Consider the following 18275-nt stretch of genomic DNA (forward strand, 5'->3'; position numbering starts at 1 on the left):
TTTTAGGAATTAATTCATATCGCAGACAGCTCTTAAACGATCGCCAGGATATCAGATTCACGCATGATTAAGTAATCTTCGCCTTCGATAGGGAGTTCCTGACCAGAGTATTTACCATAGAGTACAGTATCACCTACCTTTACAGTGATCGGTTCATCTTTTTTACCAGGACCGGCAGCCACCACGGTGCCTCTCACAGGTTTTTCTTTTGCAGTATCGGGGATAATGATACCACCAGCTGTCTTCTCTTCTGCTGCTGCAGGTTTCACGATTACCCTGTCAGCTAAAGGTTTAATACTTAATTGTTTAGCCATAGTAGTTTTTATTTAAAAAAGATGTTTGTGATTGTTCCTTCCGTCCACGAGAATTGTGCCAAGGCGGTTTTCGGGTCAAATTTACAGGTCACGAAGGTATCGACTTGCTTCCATACTGACAAATCATGACAAACAACCCGAAAAAATGACAGCTAGGCGGATTTCGCGGATTTTGTCTTTCTCACTGATTCCCCTGATTATGCTGATTAAAAGGATATTATTTTTTTGCGAAGATTGTCTTTTGCCCTGATTCTCTTGATTTATTATTAACCAACCAGGGTATTTTTCCAGGAATAATAAGGCACATAAATACATCTTTCTAAAAATCATTAAAAAAAATCAAAAAAACAATTAATCAGGGGAATCAGTGAGAAAGACAACCTCCGCTACAAGCTCCGCGACAAACTCCGCTTCGAATATGGAAATTTTTCTCTACTTTTGCGCCCTTATACCAGTTCTTTTTTATAAGATGATCAGTAGAAGAAATATCCGGGTAAAAGTAATGCAAACACTTTATGCCCTGGAAACGATGGAGCAAAGCAGTATTAAGCCAGGCACGGCCACCAGACTTTTAAACGAAAAGCTGGACCAAACCTGTCAGATCTTTACCTACTTACTTAACTCAGTGGTACAGGTAGCACAATACGCCGAAATTGATGCGCACGCCCGTGCTTCCAAACACTTACCCTCTGCCGAGGACCTGCAGGTGAACACCAAAATTGCAGGAAATGAGTTTATTTACCAGATAACCAGCGACAAAGGCTTCCAGGTAAACCTGGACCAATGGAAAATGAAGCTGCAAACAGATGATGATCTGCTCAGAAAGCTTTATAATCAATTGGTAGCCACAGATACCTACAAAGCCTACGCGGCGGAAGGTAGCCGCACTAAAGCCGGTGAAAAGGAAATACTGGAATTCATCTATAAAGAAATACTGGCGAAAAGCGAGCCCTTCCTTCAACACATGGAAGATACCTTCCTCCACTGGGGCGACGACGAAGAAATGATGGGCATTCTGATCAATAACTATTTCAATAAGCCGCATCTCTTCAATTTCCTGCAGCTGATCAGTAAAGAAAAACTGGATTATGCAAAGGAACTTCTGCTCACAGTAATCGACAAAAAGGAATACTGCCTCGAACTGATCAAGCCCAAATTACAAAACTGGGATTCTGAACGTATCGCTGCAGTAGATATGTTACTGATGGAAATGGGTGTATGCGAGTTTCTCTACTTCCCCACCATTCCTACCAAAGTAACTATCAACGAATATATAGACCTGGCGAAAGCCTATAGCACACCTCAGAGCGGCCAGTTTATCAACGGTATCCTGGATAACATTCTGAAAGACCTGGAAAAAGAACAGCTGGTACAGAAACAGGACCGTCCGAAAAAGTAAGTGGGAAAAGTTATTTTTACCGTAAAATAGCAATGCCATGAAAAAACTGTTCTGTTTACTCGCCTGTGGAAGCCTGCTGATGGCGGCTTGTAACAATAGTGCAAAAAATAATAATACCGCTGCTGAGGCAGCCGGTAACGGACAAAAAATCGAAACTGGTCAATCCTCCGCACTCACCTTTGAAGAAAAGGTGCATAACTTTGGAGAAATTGTAGCAGGTGAAAAAGTAGAGTACTCCTTTAAATTCACCAATACAGGCACCAGCCCGCTGCTCATCGAAGATGCCATCTCCAGCTGCGGTTGTACCGTACCGGAATGGCCAAAAGAACCCATCAAACCCGGTCAGTCCGGTTATATGAAGGTTATTTTCGACAGCCACGGAAAATCAGGCTATACCGAGAAAGAAATTTCTGTTAAAATCAACAATAAAGACGGTTATGTGGTAGGACCTAAGATCCAATGCAATATCATTACCAAGTAGTCCGGACTAAACTATTAAATCAATTATAGAGATGAACATCCTGAACATTTTATTAATGGCGCCTCAGGGCGGTGCCCAAGGCGGTGGTAACTCCTGGGTTTCTTTCCTGTTTTTTGGCGGTATGATTGTCGTTATGTGGCTTTTCATGATTAGGCCTCAAACTAAAAAAGCAAAACTGCAGAAACAATTTATCGATAACCTGAAAGAAGGTGATAAAATCGTCACTATCGCCGGTATCCACGGTAAAGTGAAGAAAATGAACGACAACAACACCGTTCTGATGGAAGTTAGCCCAGGCACCAGCTTCACTATCGAACGCTCTGCTATCAGCATGGAATACACCACTGCTCAGCAAAAAGCAGCTGAAACTAAATAAGCATTACGAATCAGAGTAATTACTGTTTACGGAGTTACAGGCAGATGATTTTCGCGGATCTATTCCACGGCATCTGCCCGTAACTCCGTAATTCATATGGGTAATTCGTATTTTTTTATAAATTGGGGGCTATGTTAAAGATTGGAATCACCGGAGGCATTGGCTCCGGCAAAAGCACCGTTAGTAGAATATTCGAATTATTGGGCGTTCCCGTGTACTACGCGGACGACCGGGCCAAAGATATTATGGTCCGCGACCCCGAACTGGCTGCACAGGTAAAACACCACTTCGGCGAAGAAATGTACGATGCCCGCGGCGCCTTAAACCGCAAACTCCTCGGAAATATCGTTTTCAACGACAAAGACAAGCTCGCTCTCCTCAACTCCCTCGTACACCCGGCCACCATACGGGATTCCGACAACTGGGCCCAACAACAACACACCCCCTACGTACTGAAAGAGGCCGCTCTCCTCTTTGAAACAGAATCCTTTCACCACCTCGATCAGGTAATCGCCGTTTTCGCCCCCCAGCCACTGCGCATACACCGCGTCATGAAACGCGACAACGTAACCCGCAATGAAGTACTGGCACGTATGTACAAGCAAATTGACGAAACCATCAAAATGCGCCTCAGCGACCACGTGATCTATAACGATGAGCAGCATATGGTGATTCCGCAGGTACTCGACCTTCATAAAAAGTTCCTGGAACTGGCCACAGCAAAGTAATTGCGCTTCAAGTCCACCTCAAAGGCGTACATACCCCCGGTTTATACCATGTTTAAAGCGTCTTTGCGTTAACTACACCCACCACTTACCTCGGGTATACCAGCAGGCAAAACCGCCCCTGGTTTTCCCTAACTTTGAAAAAAATACGGATAATGGATAACGTGAACAGGTCTCCCATTCAACTTACGGCCAGTGCTGCTGAAGTAGTGAAACAATTGTTACAGGGGAATACAGAAGCCCCCTACCTGCGGGTAGGCGTAAAAGGCGGAGGTTGTTCCGGTGTTGCCTATATGCTCGGCTTCGATGCCCGCATGGAAGACGACGACCTCTTTGAGATATCCGGCATCCCTGTGATCATGAAAAAAGCACATGGCATGTACCTCATGGGCATGGAAATAGACTACCAGCAGGGAAGCGAAGCCGCCGGGTTTGTATTCAGGCAGCCGGCCAGCTGATAAATATCTCCCAAAAAGATACTGCATAAAAAAACCTCCTGGCAAGCCAGGAGGTTTTTATTTATCAAACATTATTTCAGTTAGATCTTACTTATTTGGCAGCAGGAGCCGTTTTCTTGGCCACCACTTCCACTGACTCACCTTCATTGGCCAGCTGATTCTTCTTGTCGAAGTCAACCAGTACTGGTGCCGCAACGAAGATAGAAGAGTAAGTACCGGTGATCACACCAATCAGCATCGCGAAAGCGAAACCACGGGTAACTTCACCACCAAATACAAACAGGATCAGGATGGTCAGGAATACGGTCAGCGACGTCATAATGGTACGGCTCAGGGTATCGTTGATCGCTTTATTGATCACGGTATCCCTGTCGCGGCCATGAGCGCCGGTCCTGAAGTACTCACGGATACGGTCAAACACAATCACGGTATCGTTCATGGAGAAACCAATCACCGTCAGGATCGCAGCAATAAAGTGCTGGTCAATTTCCAGTGTAAACGGTACAAAGGATCTGCACCAGGAGAATACTGCCAGCGTAACCAGTACGTCGTGCAGCAAAGAGAAGATAGTACCGATAGAGTACTGCCACTTGCTGAAACGTAACAGGATGTACAAGAAGATCACCACAATAGACAGGATCGTTGCCTTCACCGCACCTGCACGCAGGTCATCGGAAATGGTAGGCGATACTGTTTGCGAACCTACAATGTAACGGGAGGTAAATACGTCAGGCGTTACGGAAGCGTCATAGAACTTCTTCAGGCCATTATATAACTTATCAGCCACTTCTTTATCAACCGCCAGGCTCTGCTGCTCAATTTTGTAAGCAGTAGTGATGCTCAGCTGGTTGGTGCTGCCGATAGTTTTAACGAATACTTCTGAGTCAAATTCTTTCTTCAGCACATCTGCCACTTCTTCGCGGTTCATCGGGTGCTCAAAGCGAACAGTATAGCTGCGGCCGCCGGAGAAATCGATACCGTGGTCGAAGCCATGGAAGAAGGAAGAAACACCTGCCACCATTACAAAGGCGGAGATGATATAAGCATATTTACGTTTGCCTACGAAATCAAAAGCGGCATGTTTGAATACCTTACGGGAAATAGGTGTGAAGTATTCAAAATGTCTTTTTCTCTTCATCCAGAAATCAGTTACCATACGGGAAACCAGGATACCGCAGAACAGGGACAGGAACAAACCTATGATCTGTGTGGTGGCGAAGCCCAGTACCGGACCTAAACCGAAGTAGAACAGGATGAAGGCGGTGAGCAGGGAGGTAACGTGACCATCGAGTACAGGTGCATAAGAGCGTTTGTAGCCCTCCGCCACGGCATCGTGGTAAGATTTACCATGCGTCAGCTCGTCCTTGATCCTTTCAAAGATGATTACGTTGGTATCTACCGCCATACCGATGGTGAGTACCATACCGGCAATACCGGCCATTGTTAACGTAGCACCCATAGAAGCCAGGATACCAAAGGTAAACAGCAGGTTCAGTACCAGTGCAATGTTAGCTACCCAGCCGGCTGAGTTGTAGTACACCAGCATGAGTACGAAGATGATTCCGAAGGAGATCATAAAGGATTTCGCACCGGCGGCAATAGATTCAGCGCCAAGGGTTGGTCCTACGATCTGTTCCTGTACAATTTGTGCAGGAGCCGGCATCTTACCGGATTTCAGGATGTTGGCGAGGTCATTCGCTTCTTCAATGGTAAAGCTACCACTGATAGAGGAACGGCCACCGGCAATTTCACCCTGTATAGAAGGGGCAGAGTAAACGATGTTATCGAGCACTACTGCTACATAATTAAAGGTAGCGGGATCTTTTGGATTAGTAGGAGCCAGTTCACCGGTCAGTTTTTTCCACTGGTGGGCGCCTTCATTATCCATGGTCATGCTGATTTCCGGCTGGTTGTTCTGGTCCATGTCCTGACGGGCATCAACGATGCTTGCGCCACCAACACGAGGTTCAGGGCTGGCCGGGTTCACTTTCAGCGCATATACCGCTAAAGGTCCGTGTTTATCTTCTTTATTTTCAGCACCAAACGCAAATACCAGGTCTTTCGGCAGGATCGACTTTACAGCCGGCAGTTCCATGTAACGGTTGAAAGTAGCGGTATCTTTTGGTAAAATCCTTCCAATAGACGGACCCGGATAAACTGAGCCGGATTGTGGATCTACGTTAGGGAATAATACCATGAACAGCGGGTTCTGCGCCTGTTGTTCTTTCAGCTGCAGTTCTTTGCTGGCATTTTTGCTGGTATCTTTTTTAGACAGATAATCTGTCAGGCTGGCATCTTTACCGGTATCCTTCGCAGCAGCGGTGGTAGCAGCAGCAGCTGAATCCGGTGTAGCGGCAGGAGCAGCGGTAACTGCGGCCTTAGCATTTCTTACAGCATCGTTCACCGGGGATAATACATTCTGGATAAACTCCGGAGAGTTCTTGTATACTTCCCTGAATTCCAGGTTGGCAGTTGCCTGCAGGTATTTGTGTACACGGGCGGCGTTATCAACACCGGCGAGTTCCACGGAGATCAGTCCTTTATTTTCATCCAGGCTGATATTAGGTTGTGCCACACCAAATTTATCAATACGTTTTTGCAGTACGATATAGGTATTCTTAATGGCAACACGTGATTCCTTGCGGATCATGTCCAGCACCTGCTGATTGGAGGAATTGAAGGTGATGTCCTTCTGGTAGGCATTTGCAAAAATAGAAGCCAGTTTACCCTGTGGTGCTACCTCGGCGTATGCTTGTCCGAATAAAGTAACAAAATCGGCCTGGTTAGTTTTCTTCAGCTCATTTGCCCTTTCCAGCGCTTTGTTAAAAGCAGCATCCTTGGATTGACCGGATAATGCGCGGATAACATCTTCCACGCTTACTTCCAGTACTACGTTCATACCACCTACCAGGTCCAGACCGAGATTCAGTTCTTTCTCTTTGGCCTTGGTATAGGTGACATTCCATGGAAAGCCTGCAATTTTTGTGCTGCTGGTACTGTCCACAATCTCTTGTCTCCTCTGTTTAATAAACCCTTTGAGGGTATCTGAGTAGAAGCCCTGCAGTTCCGAACTGCCTGGATATTTCTTTTCAGGTGTAGGGTATTGCTTGGCCACATCGTTCTCGGCCTGCTGCTCTATCTTCTTCTCATAGTTCCGCACCAAAAACGTGAAGGACAATTGGTACAAAGAGATAAGGATCAGTGCGATGGCAAAAAATCTTACCAGTCCTTTAAGTTGCATACTGTTTGTTTCGGGTTTATAAAAAAAAATTTTAAGAGTTGCAAAGATAGAATTTAAATCGATATATTAAAGTCCTTGTTAAAAGACACGCAAAATCAATATGCGCTTGCCTTTGCAGGTTGGTTGGCACACTTTTTTTAAATCTGCAGCTCCCGGATTCTGGTCTTTTTAAATATATTCCTTTGCTTTACAATCCATAACAACGACAAATATATGCAAACCCAACATTATCCGGCAACAGATAATTTTCTGGAAGCTTTGCTGAAAAGTCAAAAAAGCCGGTTAGGCGCTGTGTTCAGCGATCCTTCCACTTACCGTTTACAGGTGATTTTTACCCGCATAGACCGGGACGGGCAGCAGCGGCCTCACTTCACAGACTATTATTATGGTGTGTCGCCGGATACCTACTTCTATCCCGCCTCCACGGTAAAACTGCCGGCAGTGGCACTGGCACTGGAAAAGCTGAACGATCTGCAGGTCCCCGGCCTCGATCGCGATACGCCTTTTTTTACAGCGCCGCTCCCGGATGTGAATACCGGCGTGCGCCACGACCATTCCGCGGCTTCCGGCCTCCCGTCTGTAGCCCATTATATAAAAAAAATATTCCTTATCAGCGACAACGACGCCTATAACCGCCTTTACGAGTTTATAGGGCAGGAACCTTTTAACCGCCGGTTATGGGAAATGGGATATTCCCAGGCCCAGATCCGCCACCGGGTGGGACTTCCCCTCTACGAGGAAGCCAACAGGCGTACCAATGCCGTCAGCTTCCGCGAAGGGAACAGGATCCTTTACCAGCAACCCGCATGCTGCAGCAGCCTGGAGTTTTCCCCGCGGGAAGACTTTGCCGGGAACGCCTGGTACAATCACCTCGACCACCTCGAGCACCAACCCATGAACTTCTCCCACCGGAATAAACTGCCCCTCTCCGACCTGCATAATATCCTGCGCAGCATAATTTTTCCGGAAGCTGTAACAAATCGTCAACGTTTCCGTTTAACAGGGAAAGATTACCTTTTTTTGTACAGATGTATGTCCCAGCACCCGGAAGAATCAACAGATCCGGTGTATGATCCGGAACAATACTATCAGGCATATACCAGGTTTTTGCTTTTTGGAGGTGACCGGAACAGCCGGATACCTGAACACATCAGGATTTTCAACAAACCAGGATGGGCATACGGATTTCTGACCGATACAGCATATATTGTTGATTTTACCAGTAAAACAGAATTTCTGCTGTCTGCCAGTGTTTTTGTAAATACCACTGGTGTATTGGGAGATGATCAACCGGCTTTTGAAAAAACAGGCAAACCTTTTCTCAAAGCACTGGGAGAAATAATTTATGAATCGGAAGTCCAACGTAAAAAGAGCATTTTACCGGACCTGTCCCGTTTTGAACCAAACGATAAAAAAACAACCGATCAATAACACAATTTAAAAACTGAGAGCAAAATGCTAACCAAGAAAAATCGCGTATGGGCAGTTGTGGCCCTGTTGACAGGAATCATCGGATTATCTTCCTGCCTGAAGAACGATAACAATTACACACCACCAAGGCCACAGGCACAGATTTCAATTCTGAACAGTTCCACCAGTATGATCGCAGGTACTTTCTTCGATAATGATCAGAAAGTAACTGAAACTGATTTCACTTATAATTTCTACGCCCGGTATGCCGTTTACGGAGGCCTGCACAAATTTGACCTGAAGAAGAAAGGAGGCGACAGCTTGCTGGTCACCACTACTTACAATTTCGACTCCACACAGTACTATACTTACCTGATCTGGGATAAAAGCCCCATGAGATCTGCTATTATCAAAACAGATCAATCCAACTACAGCCGCGATAAAATCGGTATCCGTTTCCTGAACCTGAGCGCAAACGCAGGCCCGGTAGATGTATTCATCGGTACTGAAAAAATCGACAGCAACCGCGTTTACTTTAACGGCGATGTATCTTCTGCCAGCGCTTTCAAACTGTTCAACAGCTTCAGCGTAAACAATGCCATCACCATCAAGGAAGCTGGCACTGGTACCGTACTTGCCACGGCAAGCAGCACTGATCTTCGTGTCGGCAGTTTCAACGCAGGTAACTTCTATACCATTTACATCGTAGGCGTTAAAGGCAGTACCGGTACCGACAAACTGGTTACCAACGCTATGTTCAGTTTATACTAACAATATTACATTGCTGTAAAAAGCAGTAACATAAAACGCAGAACGGGCCGGTTATCCGGCCCGTTCTGCGTTTGTACAGCAGCCGGGAATGATCTTTCCATGTATTATCTGGTTTTTTTCTGTACGTTTGTTCCGGTCAATTCAATGTAATGATATGAATCAACTAGCAGACAGGCTGTCACGGATTTCCGAGCCGCAAACAATTAAAATGGCTAAACTCGGCCGCGAGTTGAAAGCCCAGGGGATAGATATTGTGGACCTCAGCATCGGAGAACCGGACTTTGACACCCCGGCACACATCCGCGAAGCCGCCAAAAAAGCAATTGATGAAGGGTTTACACACTATACACCCGTGGCTGGCTATGCAGACGTAAGACAGGCAGTAGTACACAAATTAAAGAGAGATAACGGTCTTGACTATACGCCGGAGCAAATTGTAGTATCCACAGGCGCCAAGCAATGCCTGGCCAATGCAGTGCTCAGCATTGTAAACCCCGGCGATGAAGTGATCATCCCCACCCCTTACTGGGTTACCTATTCAGAACAGGTGAGCCTTTGCCAGGGTGAAGTGGTATTTGTTCCCTGCAGTATCGAAAGCAATTATAAAATTACACCGGAGCAACTCGAAGCAGCTATCACACCAAAAACAAAGCTGTTCATGTTCTCCTCTCCCTGTAATCCTACCGGTTCCGTATATTCCAAAAAAGAACTGGAAGGACTGGCTGCCGTATTCGCCAAACACCCGCAGATCTTCATCATCTCCGATGAAATATATGAATACATCAACTACGAAGGCAAACATGAAAGCATTGCGCAGTTCGGAGATCTGATCAACCGCACGGTCATCATCAACGGCCTGAGTAAAGGCTTTGCCATGACCGGCTGGCGTTTGGGCTACCTCGCCGCACCGCTGGATATTGCCAAAGCCTGTGATAAGATCCAGAGCCAGTTCACTTCGGCTACCTGCTCTATCACCCAGCGCGCCGCCATCACAGCCCTCACCGGCGAACTGACCACCGCCGTGGAAATGGTTGCTGAATTCAAAAAACGCCGCGCCTACATTCATGAAGCCCTGAAAACCATCCCCGGTTTAAAGGTAAATGACCCGGAAGGCGCATTTTATATGTTCCCGGATGTAAGCGCATTCTTCAACAAATCATTTGAAGACTCGCACATTAAAAACGCAGACGACCTTTGCATGTACCTCCTGCATAAAGCCCACGTGTCTACTGTTACCGGTGGCGCTTTCCAGCAACCCAACTGCATCCGCCTGTCTTATGCCACCGGCATGGACAAACTGGAGAAAGGAGTGGAAAGAATGAAAACCTGGCTGGGGAAACTCGCTTAACAAAACGATCATCTTTGTGATGAATATGATTACCGGCGGATGTTATAAAGTACACATCTCCCGGTAATCCTTTTTATTTTAAACCGGTACCCTACAATATATAAATATCTTTATATATATTTGTGCACATAAAGTAATATGATGGGCAGTCTTGACTTGAATACACTATTATACATCGCACTCGCAGTTGGAGCAGTGGCAATCGTATACCCAACGGTAAGAGATCTTTTTAAGAAGAATAAAACAGCAGATACCACAACCGACAGCAAAGAACAGCCGGTAAATGCTGCCGTGCTTCCCTTACAGCTGCAGGCCTACGAGAGAATGGCGCTTTATGTAGACCGCATCACGCCGCAAAGCCTGATAGGACGCACTTATCAGCCGGGCTTAACCGCCATGGATATGCAGATCGCGATGGTACAGCAAATCAAGGCAGAATACGAACATAACGTTACCCAGCAGATCTATGTGTCGGCCATGACATGGGAAGCGGTGAAAACATTAAAGGAACAAACCATCTCCGTGATCAACCAGGTAGCCGTGCAACTGCCACCGGATGCACCCGCTATGGAACTGAACAAACAGATATTGGAGGTATTTTTACAGGCCGGCGAATCTCCTGCCGAACTCACTTCCCAGATCATTAATGCGGAAGCAAAAAGATTGATGCGGTAATCACTTCGCGTTAATCACCTCATTCAACAGGTAACTTTTTCCATTAAATAAGATATACAACGGCATTCCCTGGTACCAGGGAATGCCGGCCTTTTTAGCATGCACCTGGATATGCAGGTGAGGTTCTGAGCTAAAGCCTGAATTGCCGACGCAGCCAAGCGGGTCGCCCCGCTTTACATACTGCCCTTCCCGTACCACCACGCTTCCCATTTTCAGGTGCGCCATAAACACGTAATACCCGGGCGTTTCCAGTAATACCTGGTTGGTGTTTTTAGGCCCGCGGTTCATGGCGGGTGGTATATTATCCGGGTTATTGCTGTACGCCCTCATCACCAGCCCGTCGCAAGGCGCATACACCGTGTCGCCGAAAATCACATAGTCTTCCAGCTTACGGGAAAATATTTTCCCTGCGCGCCCGCCATAGTTGTTCAGTTTCACGATATCCATCGCATAAACAGCCCCCCGCAGACTAAAGTGGAACACGTTGGTAGGTAACCCTTTACCGCCCTGCAACACAAAGTATTTACCCGGCTTAAACGGAAATGCCAGCGCTACCCGCGCTGGTTTACCGGTAGTACCGGTAAAGTACAGCACAGACATTACGACAAAAATAAAGGTAAGAATGCCATTGCTGACCTGTTTCCACCGCGGCGTAGGTTTAGCCGCATGATCGTGCTTACGCACTGCATAAGCGGCCATGTTCAGCAATAAAAGTCCGCCAAAAAAATACTTGGCATAAATAGAAAGGTACACCCAGGTACCATATAAATACAGGAACCAGCCCAGTGAAAGCCCCAGCAGCAAATAGCTGTAGGTGGCTGTCAGCCGGCGGCTTCCTGCTTTCCAGACAAGATATAAACTATACAACGCCAGCGCGATCGTTGCGCCTAATAAACAGTAAATGATCATAGTATCCTGCCAAACTTTCACACAAAATATCAATATTTTTCTCAGCGGCGAAGTACCATAATAATTATGTAACATTGCAACGCTAGTTTTAGATACTATGGAAAAAACCATTCAAACCGATTCAGGCATTGTAATAGCACCGGTATACACACAGCCGGTGCCTATGGACGAGCAGCCCGGCGATTTTCCTTACACCCGTGGCATACACGCCACCATGTACCGCGATAAACTGTGGACCATGCGGCAATACGCGGGCTTCAGCACGGCGGAAGAATCGAATAAAAGGTATCATTACCTGCTGGGACAGGGCGTTATGGGACTGAGCGTGGCCTTCGACCTGCCTACACAAATTGGTTACGATTCGGATCATCCGATGTCGGAAGGTGAAGTGGGAAAAGTAGGCGTAGCCATAGATTCCCTGGAAGATATGGAAATACTGTTCAAAGATATTTCACTGGAGCAGATCTCCACCTCTATGACCATCAACGCCACCGGATTTATCCTGCTGGCTTTTTATATCGCGCTCGCCAAGCGGCAGGGCGCCGACCTGAAAAAGATTTCCGGCACCATCCAGAACGATATCCTGAAAGAATACGCTGCCAGGGGCACTTTCATTTATCCGCCAAAGCCCTCCATGCGGCTCATTACCGATATTTTTGCCTATTGCAGCAAAGAAGTGCCCAAGTGGAATACCATTTCTATTTCCGGTTATCATATCCGGGAAGCCGGCGCCAATGCTGTGCAGGAACTGGCTTTCACGCTGGCTAACGGGAAGGCCTATCTGAAAGCAGCACTGGACACAGGACTGGATATCAATGTATTTGCCAAGCGGTTGTCTTTCTTTTTTAATGCACATAATCACCTCTTTGAAGAAGTAGCCAAATTCCGCGCAGCACGCCGCATGTGGGCGCATATCACCCAATCGCTGGGCGCTACCGATCCGAAAGCACAGATGCTGCGGTTCCATACGCAAACAGGCGGCAGCACCCTCACCGCACAACAGCCACAGAATAATATTGTACGTGTAGCCATTCAAACGCTGGCCGCTACAATGGGCGGTACACAGTCGCTGCACACCAACGGCTACGACGAGGCCCTGTCGTTACCCACCGAAGCAGCGGCACGCATCGCGCTCCGCACCCAACAGATTGTTGGCTACGAAAGCGGCGTGGCAGATACCGTAGATCCGCTGGCAGGTTCTTTTTATGTGGAAGCACTTACCAACGAAGTAGAAGCCAAAGCCTGGGAACTGATTCATAAAATTGATGCAATGGGTGGAGCTGTAAGCGCCATAGAACAGGGTTTCATCCAGGATGAAATAGCAAAGAGCGCATACAGGTACCAGCAGGAAATTGAAAATAATGAGAAAATAATCATCGGTGTCAATAAATTTACAGCATCAGACCAGGTAACACCGGAAGTATTCCGCATCGACGACAGCATCCGTACCTTACAGTCGGAACGCCTGAAATCCTTACGGGAACGCCGCGATAATGCAGCCGTGCAAAACGCGCTGGCACAGATCCGGCTGGCTGCCGGTACCGATGAAAACCTGATGCCCCTTGTAGTAACCGCAGTGGAACACTTATGTACCCTCGGAGAAATTGCAGATGTACTGCGGGAAGTTTGGGGAGAGTATAAATAATTATATAAGCGTATTCAATAGTCCAATGAGTTTAATCTATTACAACAACTGTCCGCTTTGTGGTTCGTCACAGATACATGAAGCGCTTACCGCCAAAGATTACACCGTATCGAAAGAAACATTCAACATCTTCCATTGCGGAGGCTGTGGCGGCCGCTTTACACAAAATGTGCCCGATAGCGCCCACATAGGCCGCTACTATCAGTCGCAGGAATATATTTCCCACTCTGAAACAAAGCAGGGACTCATTAACCGTTTATATCACAGTGTCAGGAAAATTACGCTGCGCTCCAAACAAAACTGGGTGCGCAATGCCTGCGGTATAAAAACAGGCACCCTGCTGGATATAGGCAGCGGCACCGGGGCATTCCTGCATTATATGCAAACCGGCGGCTGGACTGTCACCGGCCTCGAACCCGATGAAAATGCACGCCGCAACGCCAAAGAAATTTACAAAGTGGAGGCACTGCCCATTGAACAGCTGTATGCTTTACCTGCGCAGCAATTTGATGCCATTACCATGTGGCATGTACTGGAACACGTACACGACCTGCACGGCTACCTGGATCACATCCGCACTCTGCTGAAACCCGGAGGCGCGCTGCTGATCGCCGTTCCCAACTACACCTCCTCCGACGCCGACTATTATAAAGAATACTGGGCCGCCTACGATGTGCCCCGGCATCTCTATCATTTCTCGCCGGGCTCCATGGAAAAATTACTTGCACAGCATCATATCAAACTGGCCAAAAAACACCCGATGGTATTCGACGGCTTCTACGTAAGCCTGCTCAGCGAAAAATACAAAACCGGCAAAAGCCGGCTCCTGCAAGGCTTCTTCCATGGCTTCCGCTCCTATCGCAAAGGCCTGAAAACCGTGGACCGGTGCAGCTCTATTGTTTACGAATGCAAAGTTTAGAGCGGATTTTGTCTTTCTCGCTGATTACGCTGATTTTGCAGATTTTACTTTTGGGATTTTATTTTGATTTTAAAAAGATTTGGGGAGATATAAGCGGATACATCCACTTATATCTCCCCAAAATCATTTAAATCAAAAGTGATCAAATCTGCAAAATCAGTATAATCAGCGTAATCAGCGAGAAAGACAAAATCCGCTACAATAATTTCATCTCGTCAATCAACCGCGTACAGCCCGCGTATTTGTCCACGATAAACAGCACATAGCGGATATCCACCATGATATTCCGGCAAATGGAAGGGTCGAAGTTGATATCGCTCATCGTACCTTCCCAGGTGCGGTCGAAGTTCAGCCCCACCAGGTGGCCGTATGCATCCAGCGCAGGACTGCCGGAATTACCACCGGTGGTATGATTGGAGGCAATGAAACACACCGGCATCTTGCCATTGGCACCGTAACGGCCATAGTCTTTCTTCTTATAAAGCTCTATTAACCGGGCAGGCACATCAAATTCATAATCTCCGGGAACATATTTTTCCATCACGCCATCCAGGTAAGTATAGAAATCGTAGTGGATAGCATCGCGGGGATTATAGCCATCTACTTTTCCGTAAGTAACCCGCAGCGTGCTGTTGGCGTCGGGATAGAAGCTTTTTTTACTGCCCATTACATCCATTTGCGCCTGCATATAAGTGCGTTGCAGGTTGTTGATGTTCGACTGCAGATCCGCCAGCGGGCGGCTTACATTATCCACATAACCTTTGCGCATAGCCATTACCAGCCGGGTAGCCGGATCTTTCCACATCTGCGCCACCACCGTATTATAGGGTTGTTGTACAAAAGCGGTTAGTTTATCGATAGAGGTTAAGCCGGATATCGCATATAGTTTGTCAGTCAATGCGCGGCTGTCTTTGTTGTTTTCCTGCCAGATCTGTGCAAACTCCGCCCCTGCAAATTGCGCAGGAACGCCTTTGGCATACAAGGCAATCAGGCTCACAGCCACATCATGATCTACCTTTGCATTGTAATTCTGATAAAATCCCTGCATAGATGCGAGGAACTGCTGCCGCATGGTTTCATACTGCGCTTCTCCCCTTTCATGCACATCGTTGAGGAAGGTGATGAGGCGGTCGCCGACAGTGAACAGCTCCACATTTTTTACCAGCTCACTGTAATAGTCGCGGGCCTGTGCATAAGGTTGCACCTGCTGATAGTACCCGTTGAGCGAATCCAGTACGCCGTTGTACTTTTGCTTCCATACCGGGTTGCTTTCCAGCTGCTGCCGGTAAACATCTTCATACTGTAGTTTTTTACCTACGCCGTTGGTTTGCTTTACGCCCTGCATTTCTCCCATCCATTTCTTCCAGTAGTTGGCGGTGCCGGCGAATTTAGCTGCATACTGGATTTTTATCTGCGGGTCTTTCCGCATGTAGCTATCCATAATTTTGAGGGCGGCATCGCGCATTTCCACTTTGGCGGCATCGAGCACCTCTACGGTTTGCTTTACTCCTTCGGAGGGCAGATATTCGGTGGTGCGGCCGGGAAAACCCATCACCATAGTGAAATCATTTTGTTTCACTCCCTTCAGGGAAATGGTAAGGGCGTATTTAGGCTTTAAAGGCACGTTATCCTTTGAATAAGGCGCCGGGCGGCCATCCTTACCAGCGTAGATGCGAAACATCGAAAAATCGCCTGTATGACGCGGCCAAACCCAGTTGTCGGTGTCTGATCCGAACTTACCAATGGAAGAAGGCGGCGCGCCTACCAGGCGTACGTCGCGGTAAGTTTCCGTTACGAACAGGAAATACTGGTTGCCCTCATAAAAAGGCTTTATCATGGTTTCCTGCCAGCTTTCCCTGCGGGCATTCTGGCGGATTTCGTTCAAACGTTTGTCGATAGCCGACTGCCGCTCTCTTTCGCTCATACCGGGCGTTACATCCTGCAGGGCGGCTTTGGTCACGTCATCAATGCGTACAATGAAGGTGGCAAACAAACCGGGGTTAGGCAGTTCTTCTGCCGCCGACTTTGCCCAGAACCCGTTTTCCAGGAAGTTATTTTGTAAGGAAGAGTGCTTCTGAATGGCGTCATAACCGCAGTGATGATTGGTGAGCAGCAATCCCTGCTCAGAGATCACTTCTGCCGTACAAAAACCGCCAAAGCTCACGATGGCATCTTTCAGGCTGCCTTTGTTAATATTGTAAATATCCGCGGCAGTGATTTTCATGCCCATTCCCTTCATCTCTTTTTCATTAAGACCGGAAAGCAGCTGTGGCAGCCACATTCCCTCGGTGGCATAAGTGTGCCCGCCAAGTACCAGGAGTACCAATAACAGCACCGGTTTCACGATTCGTTGCAACATATCTGATATTCTTTTTATAAAAGAGGCAATTTACTATAATTCGGGGAGCAGCGAAAAGATAACCCCATGTTTCCGATCATTCATCGACATAAACCCGCGATTTACAGAGAAGACAGCTATTATCCGGCTGGAAAGTCAGAATTTCAGCCCTATATCTATCTGTCGCAAATGTTCCGGTTAAAATCTTCGGTAGTAATAGCACACATTACAGGGTGGCTGATATGCCTGAGTTTACCCCTGCTGTTTGTCAGTGGGCAAACGGGCGACCGCAAAGCGCTCTCTATCTTATTCTCAACAGATTACCTGGTATTCCTGGTAACGTATGTAGCACTGTTCTATTTTCATACCACCTTCCTGTTTCCCAGGCTGTACTTCCGGAAACAATATGTTCTTTACTTCCTGTCTGTTTTACTGTTGCTGATCATGGTCAACTATATGCGGCCCTATGATCACCTGTTCTCGTTGTCGCATCCGCGTGGAGAAATGCCATGGCGCCAGCAAATGCCGCCCGGGGCAGCACCAGGCCCGCGGCCACCCGGCAGACCACACCGGCCCATCGATATTGTGAGCGACTTCCTTTTCCTGCTCACCATTGCACTGAGTATCGCCATCGAAACCACACGCCGCTGGCGGCAAACCGAAAAAAGAGCACTGTACGCAGAAACCCGCAAAACCCAGGCAGAATTGTCCTTTCTGAAAGCCCAGATCAATCCGCACTTCCTGTTTAATACCCTTAACAATATTTACTCCCTCGCTATCACACGCAGCGATAACACCGCCATGAGCATCATGAAGCTCTCTAACATGCTGCGCTATGTAACCGAGGATACGAGAGATGATTATGTACTGCTGGAAAGCGAAATTGATTGCCTCCGGGATTATATTGATCTCCAGAAACTCCGGCTCACCACTAAAACGAAAGTCAATTTCGCAGTTACCGGCAGCCCGGGCATTAAGTGCATTGCCCCGCTGGTACTGCTACCCTTCCTTGAAAACGCGTTTAAGTATGGCGTCAGCAATCACGAACCGTCTGAAATTACCATCCTGCTGCAAACGTCCGAAAACAGGATCCACTTTTACTGCAGTAATAAATTATTCAGAATGGCGCCGGACACAAGCCGCACGGGCATTGGCATTTCCAACACACGGCAAAGACTGGAACACCTCTATCCCGATAAATACGAACTGCAAATCAGTGAAGATAACGGCGCATATTCTATTTCCTTACAATTACAGGTATAAGCG

16 protein-coding genes are annotated in these 18275 nt (G+C 47.3%); 12 read left to right on the forward strand and 4 right to left on the reverse strand.

The genetic code is table 11. The features are described 5' to 3' along the window. Positions 1-32 precede the first annotated feature (32 nt). A complete protein-coding gene (locus tag QFZ51_RS26185; protein WP_079473337.1) occupies positions 33-314 on the reverse strand; it encodes a co-chaperone GroES in 282 nt (93 codons plus the stop codon). A gap of 469 nt (positions 315-783) precedes the next feature. On the opposite strand from QFZ51_RS26185, the gene nusB reads away from it, so the two are divergent. From nusB to QFZ51_RS26210, 5 genes are all read left to right on the forward strand, one after another. Further along, positions 784-1713 (forward strand): transcription antitermination factor NusB, encoded by a 930-nt coding sequence (gene nusB, locus QFZ51_RS26190; RefSeq protein ID WP_370907953.1) that lies wholly within the window; start codon positions 784-786, stop codon positions 1711-1713. A 37-nt stretch (positions 1714-1750) separates the two neighbouring features. Continuing rightward, positions 1751-2194, forward strand: coding sequence for a DUF1573 domain-containing protein (locus QFZ51_RS26195; RefSeq protein ID WP_429050396.1), 444 nt, complete (start codon positions 1751-1753; stop codon positions 2192-2194). Positions 2195-2225: 31 nt separating this feature from the next. Beyond that, the gene (gene yajC, locus QFZ51_RS26200; protein ID WP_079473333.1) at positions 2226-2570 is read left to right on the forward strand and encodes a preprotein translocase subunit YajC; all 345 of its coding nucleotides are present in this window, start codon (positions 2226-2228) and stop codon (positions 2568-2570) included. 131 nt (positions 2571-2701) lie between these two features. Then, positions 2702-3298 carry a dephospho-CoA kinase gene (gene coaE / locus QFZ51_RS26205; protein ID WP_429050397.1) on the forward strand — a complete coding sequence of 199 codons (597 nt, stop codon included), beginning with the start codon at positions 2702-2704 and terminating at the stop codon, positions 3296-3298. Between the two features lie 152 nt (positions 3299-3450). Further along, complete coding sequence (locus QFZ51_RS26210) at positions 3451-3753, forward strand: HesB/IscA family protein (RefSeq protein WP_429050398.1); 303 nt, start codon at positions 3451-3453, stop codon at positions 3751-3753. A 91-nt stretch (positions 3754-3844) separates the two neighbouring features. Here the strand turns inward: QFZ51_RS26210 and secDF are convergent, their stop codons facing one another. Then, positions 3845-6994 (reverse strand): protein translocase subunit SecDF, encoded by a 3150-nt coding sequence (secDF, locus tag QFZ51_RS26215; RefSeq protein WP_429050399.1) that lies wholly within the window; start codon positions 6992-6994, stop codon positions 3845-3847. A gap of 213 nt (positions 6995-7207) precedes the next feature. On the opposite strand from secDF, the gene QFZ51_RS26220 reads away from it, so the two are divergent. The 4 genes from QFZ51_RS26220 to QFZ51_RS26235 all read left to right on the forward strand — a co-directional run bounded on the left by QFZ51_RS26220 (position 7208) and on the right by QFZ51_RS26235 (position 11198). Continuing rightward, positions 7208-8425, forward strand: a complete 1218-nt coding sequence (locus tag QFZ51_RS26220) for a serine hydrolase (protein ID WP_429050400.1) — start codon at positions 7208-7210, stop codon at positions 8423-8425. A gap of 24 nt (positions 8426-8449) precedes the next feature. Continuing rightward, positions 8450-9175 carry a DUF4397 domain-containing protein gene (locus tag QFZ51_RS26225; RefSeq protein WP_429050401.1) on the forward strand — a complete coding sequence of 242 codons (726 nt, stop codon included), beginning with the start codon at positions 8450-8452 and terminating at the stop codon, positions 9173-9175. A 154-nt stretch (positions 9176-9329) separates the two neighbouring features. After that, on the forward strand, positions 9330-10523 hold the full coding sequence (locus tag QFZ51_RS26230; RefSeq protein WP_429050402.1) for a pyridoxal phosphate-dependent aminotransferase: 1194 nt from the start codon (positions 9330-9332) through the stop codon (positions 10521-10523). A gap of 141 nt (positions 10524-10664) precedes the next feature. After that, a complete protein-coding gene (locus tag QFZ51_RS26235) occupies positions 10665-11198 on the forward strand; it encodes a hypothetical protein (protein ID WP_429050403.1) in 534 nt (177 codons plus the stop codon). On the opposite strand, the gene QFZ51_RS26240 is transcribed toward QFZ51_RS26235, so the two are convergent. Beyond that, on the reverse strand, positions 11199-12182 hold the full coding sequence (locus QFZ51_RS26240) for a M23 family metallopeptidase (RefSeq protein ID WP_429050404.1): 984 nt from the start codon (positions 12180-12182) through the stop codon (positions 11199-11201). It lies immediately after the preceding gene. Between the two features lie 22 nt (positions 12183-12204). On the opposite strand from QFZ51_RS26240, the gene QFZ51_RS26245 reads away from it, so the two are divergent. Both QFZ51_RS26245 and QFZ51_RS26250 read left to right on the forward strand, forming a co-directional pair. Next, entirely contained in the window at positions 12205-13752 is a 1548-nt protein-coding gene (locus QFZ51_RS26245) for an acyl-CoA mutase large subunit family protein (RefSeq protein ID WP_429050405.1), read from the forward strand. Positions 13753-13777: 25 nt separating this feature from the next. Further along, positions 13778-14671: a class I SAM-dependent methyltransferase gene (locus QFZ51_RS26250; RefSeq protein WP_429050406.1), complete on the forward strand. Its 894-nt coding sequence runs from the start codon at positions 13778-13780 to the stop codon at positions 14669-14671. Between the two features lie 196 nt (positions 14672-14867). Here QFZ51_RS26250 and QFZ51_RS26255 read toward each other — a convergent pair whose 3' ends face one another. After that, a complete protein-coding gene (locus tag QFZ51_RS26255; protein WP_429050407.1) occupies positions 14868-17030 on the reverse strand; it encodes a S46 family peptidase in 2163 nt (720 codons plus the stop codon). Between the two features lie 66 nt (positions 17031-17096). Here QFZ51_RS26255 and QFZ51_RS26260 point away from each other — a divergent pair, with 66 nt between their 5' ends. Further along, positions 17097-18272 carry a sensor histidine kinase gene (locus QFZ51_RS26260; RefSeq protein ID WP_429050408.1) on the forward strand — a complete coding sequence of 392 codons (1176 nt, stop codon included), beginning with the start codon at positions 17097-17099 and terminating at the stop codon, positions 18270-18272. The last annotated feature ends 3 nt before the right edge of the window (positions 18273-18275 follow it).

This window comes from Chitinophaga sp. W3I9 (genome assembly GCF_050434025.1).
In the GTDB taxonomy this organism is placed as follows: Bacteria; Bacteroidota; Bacteroidia; order Chitinophagales; family Chitinophagaceae; genus Chitinophaga.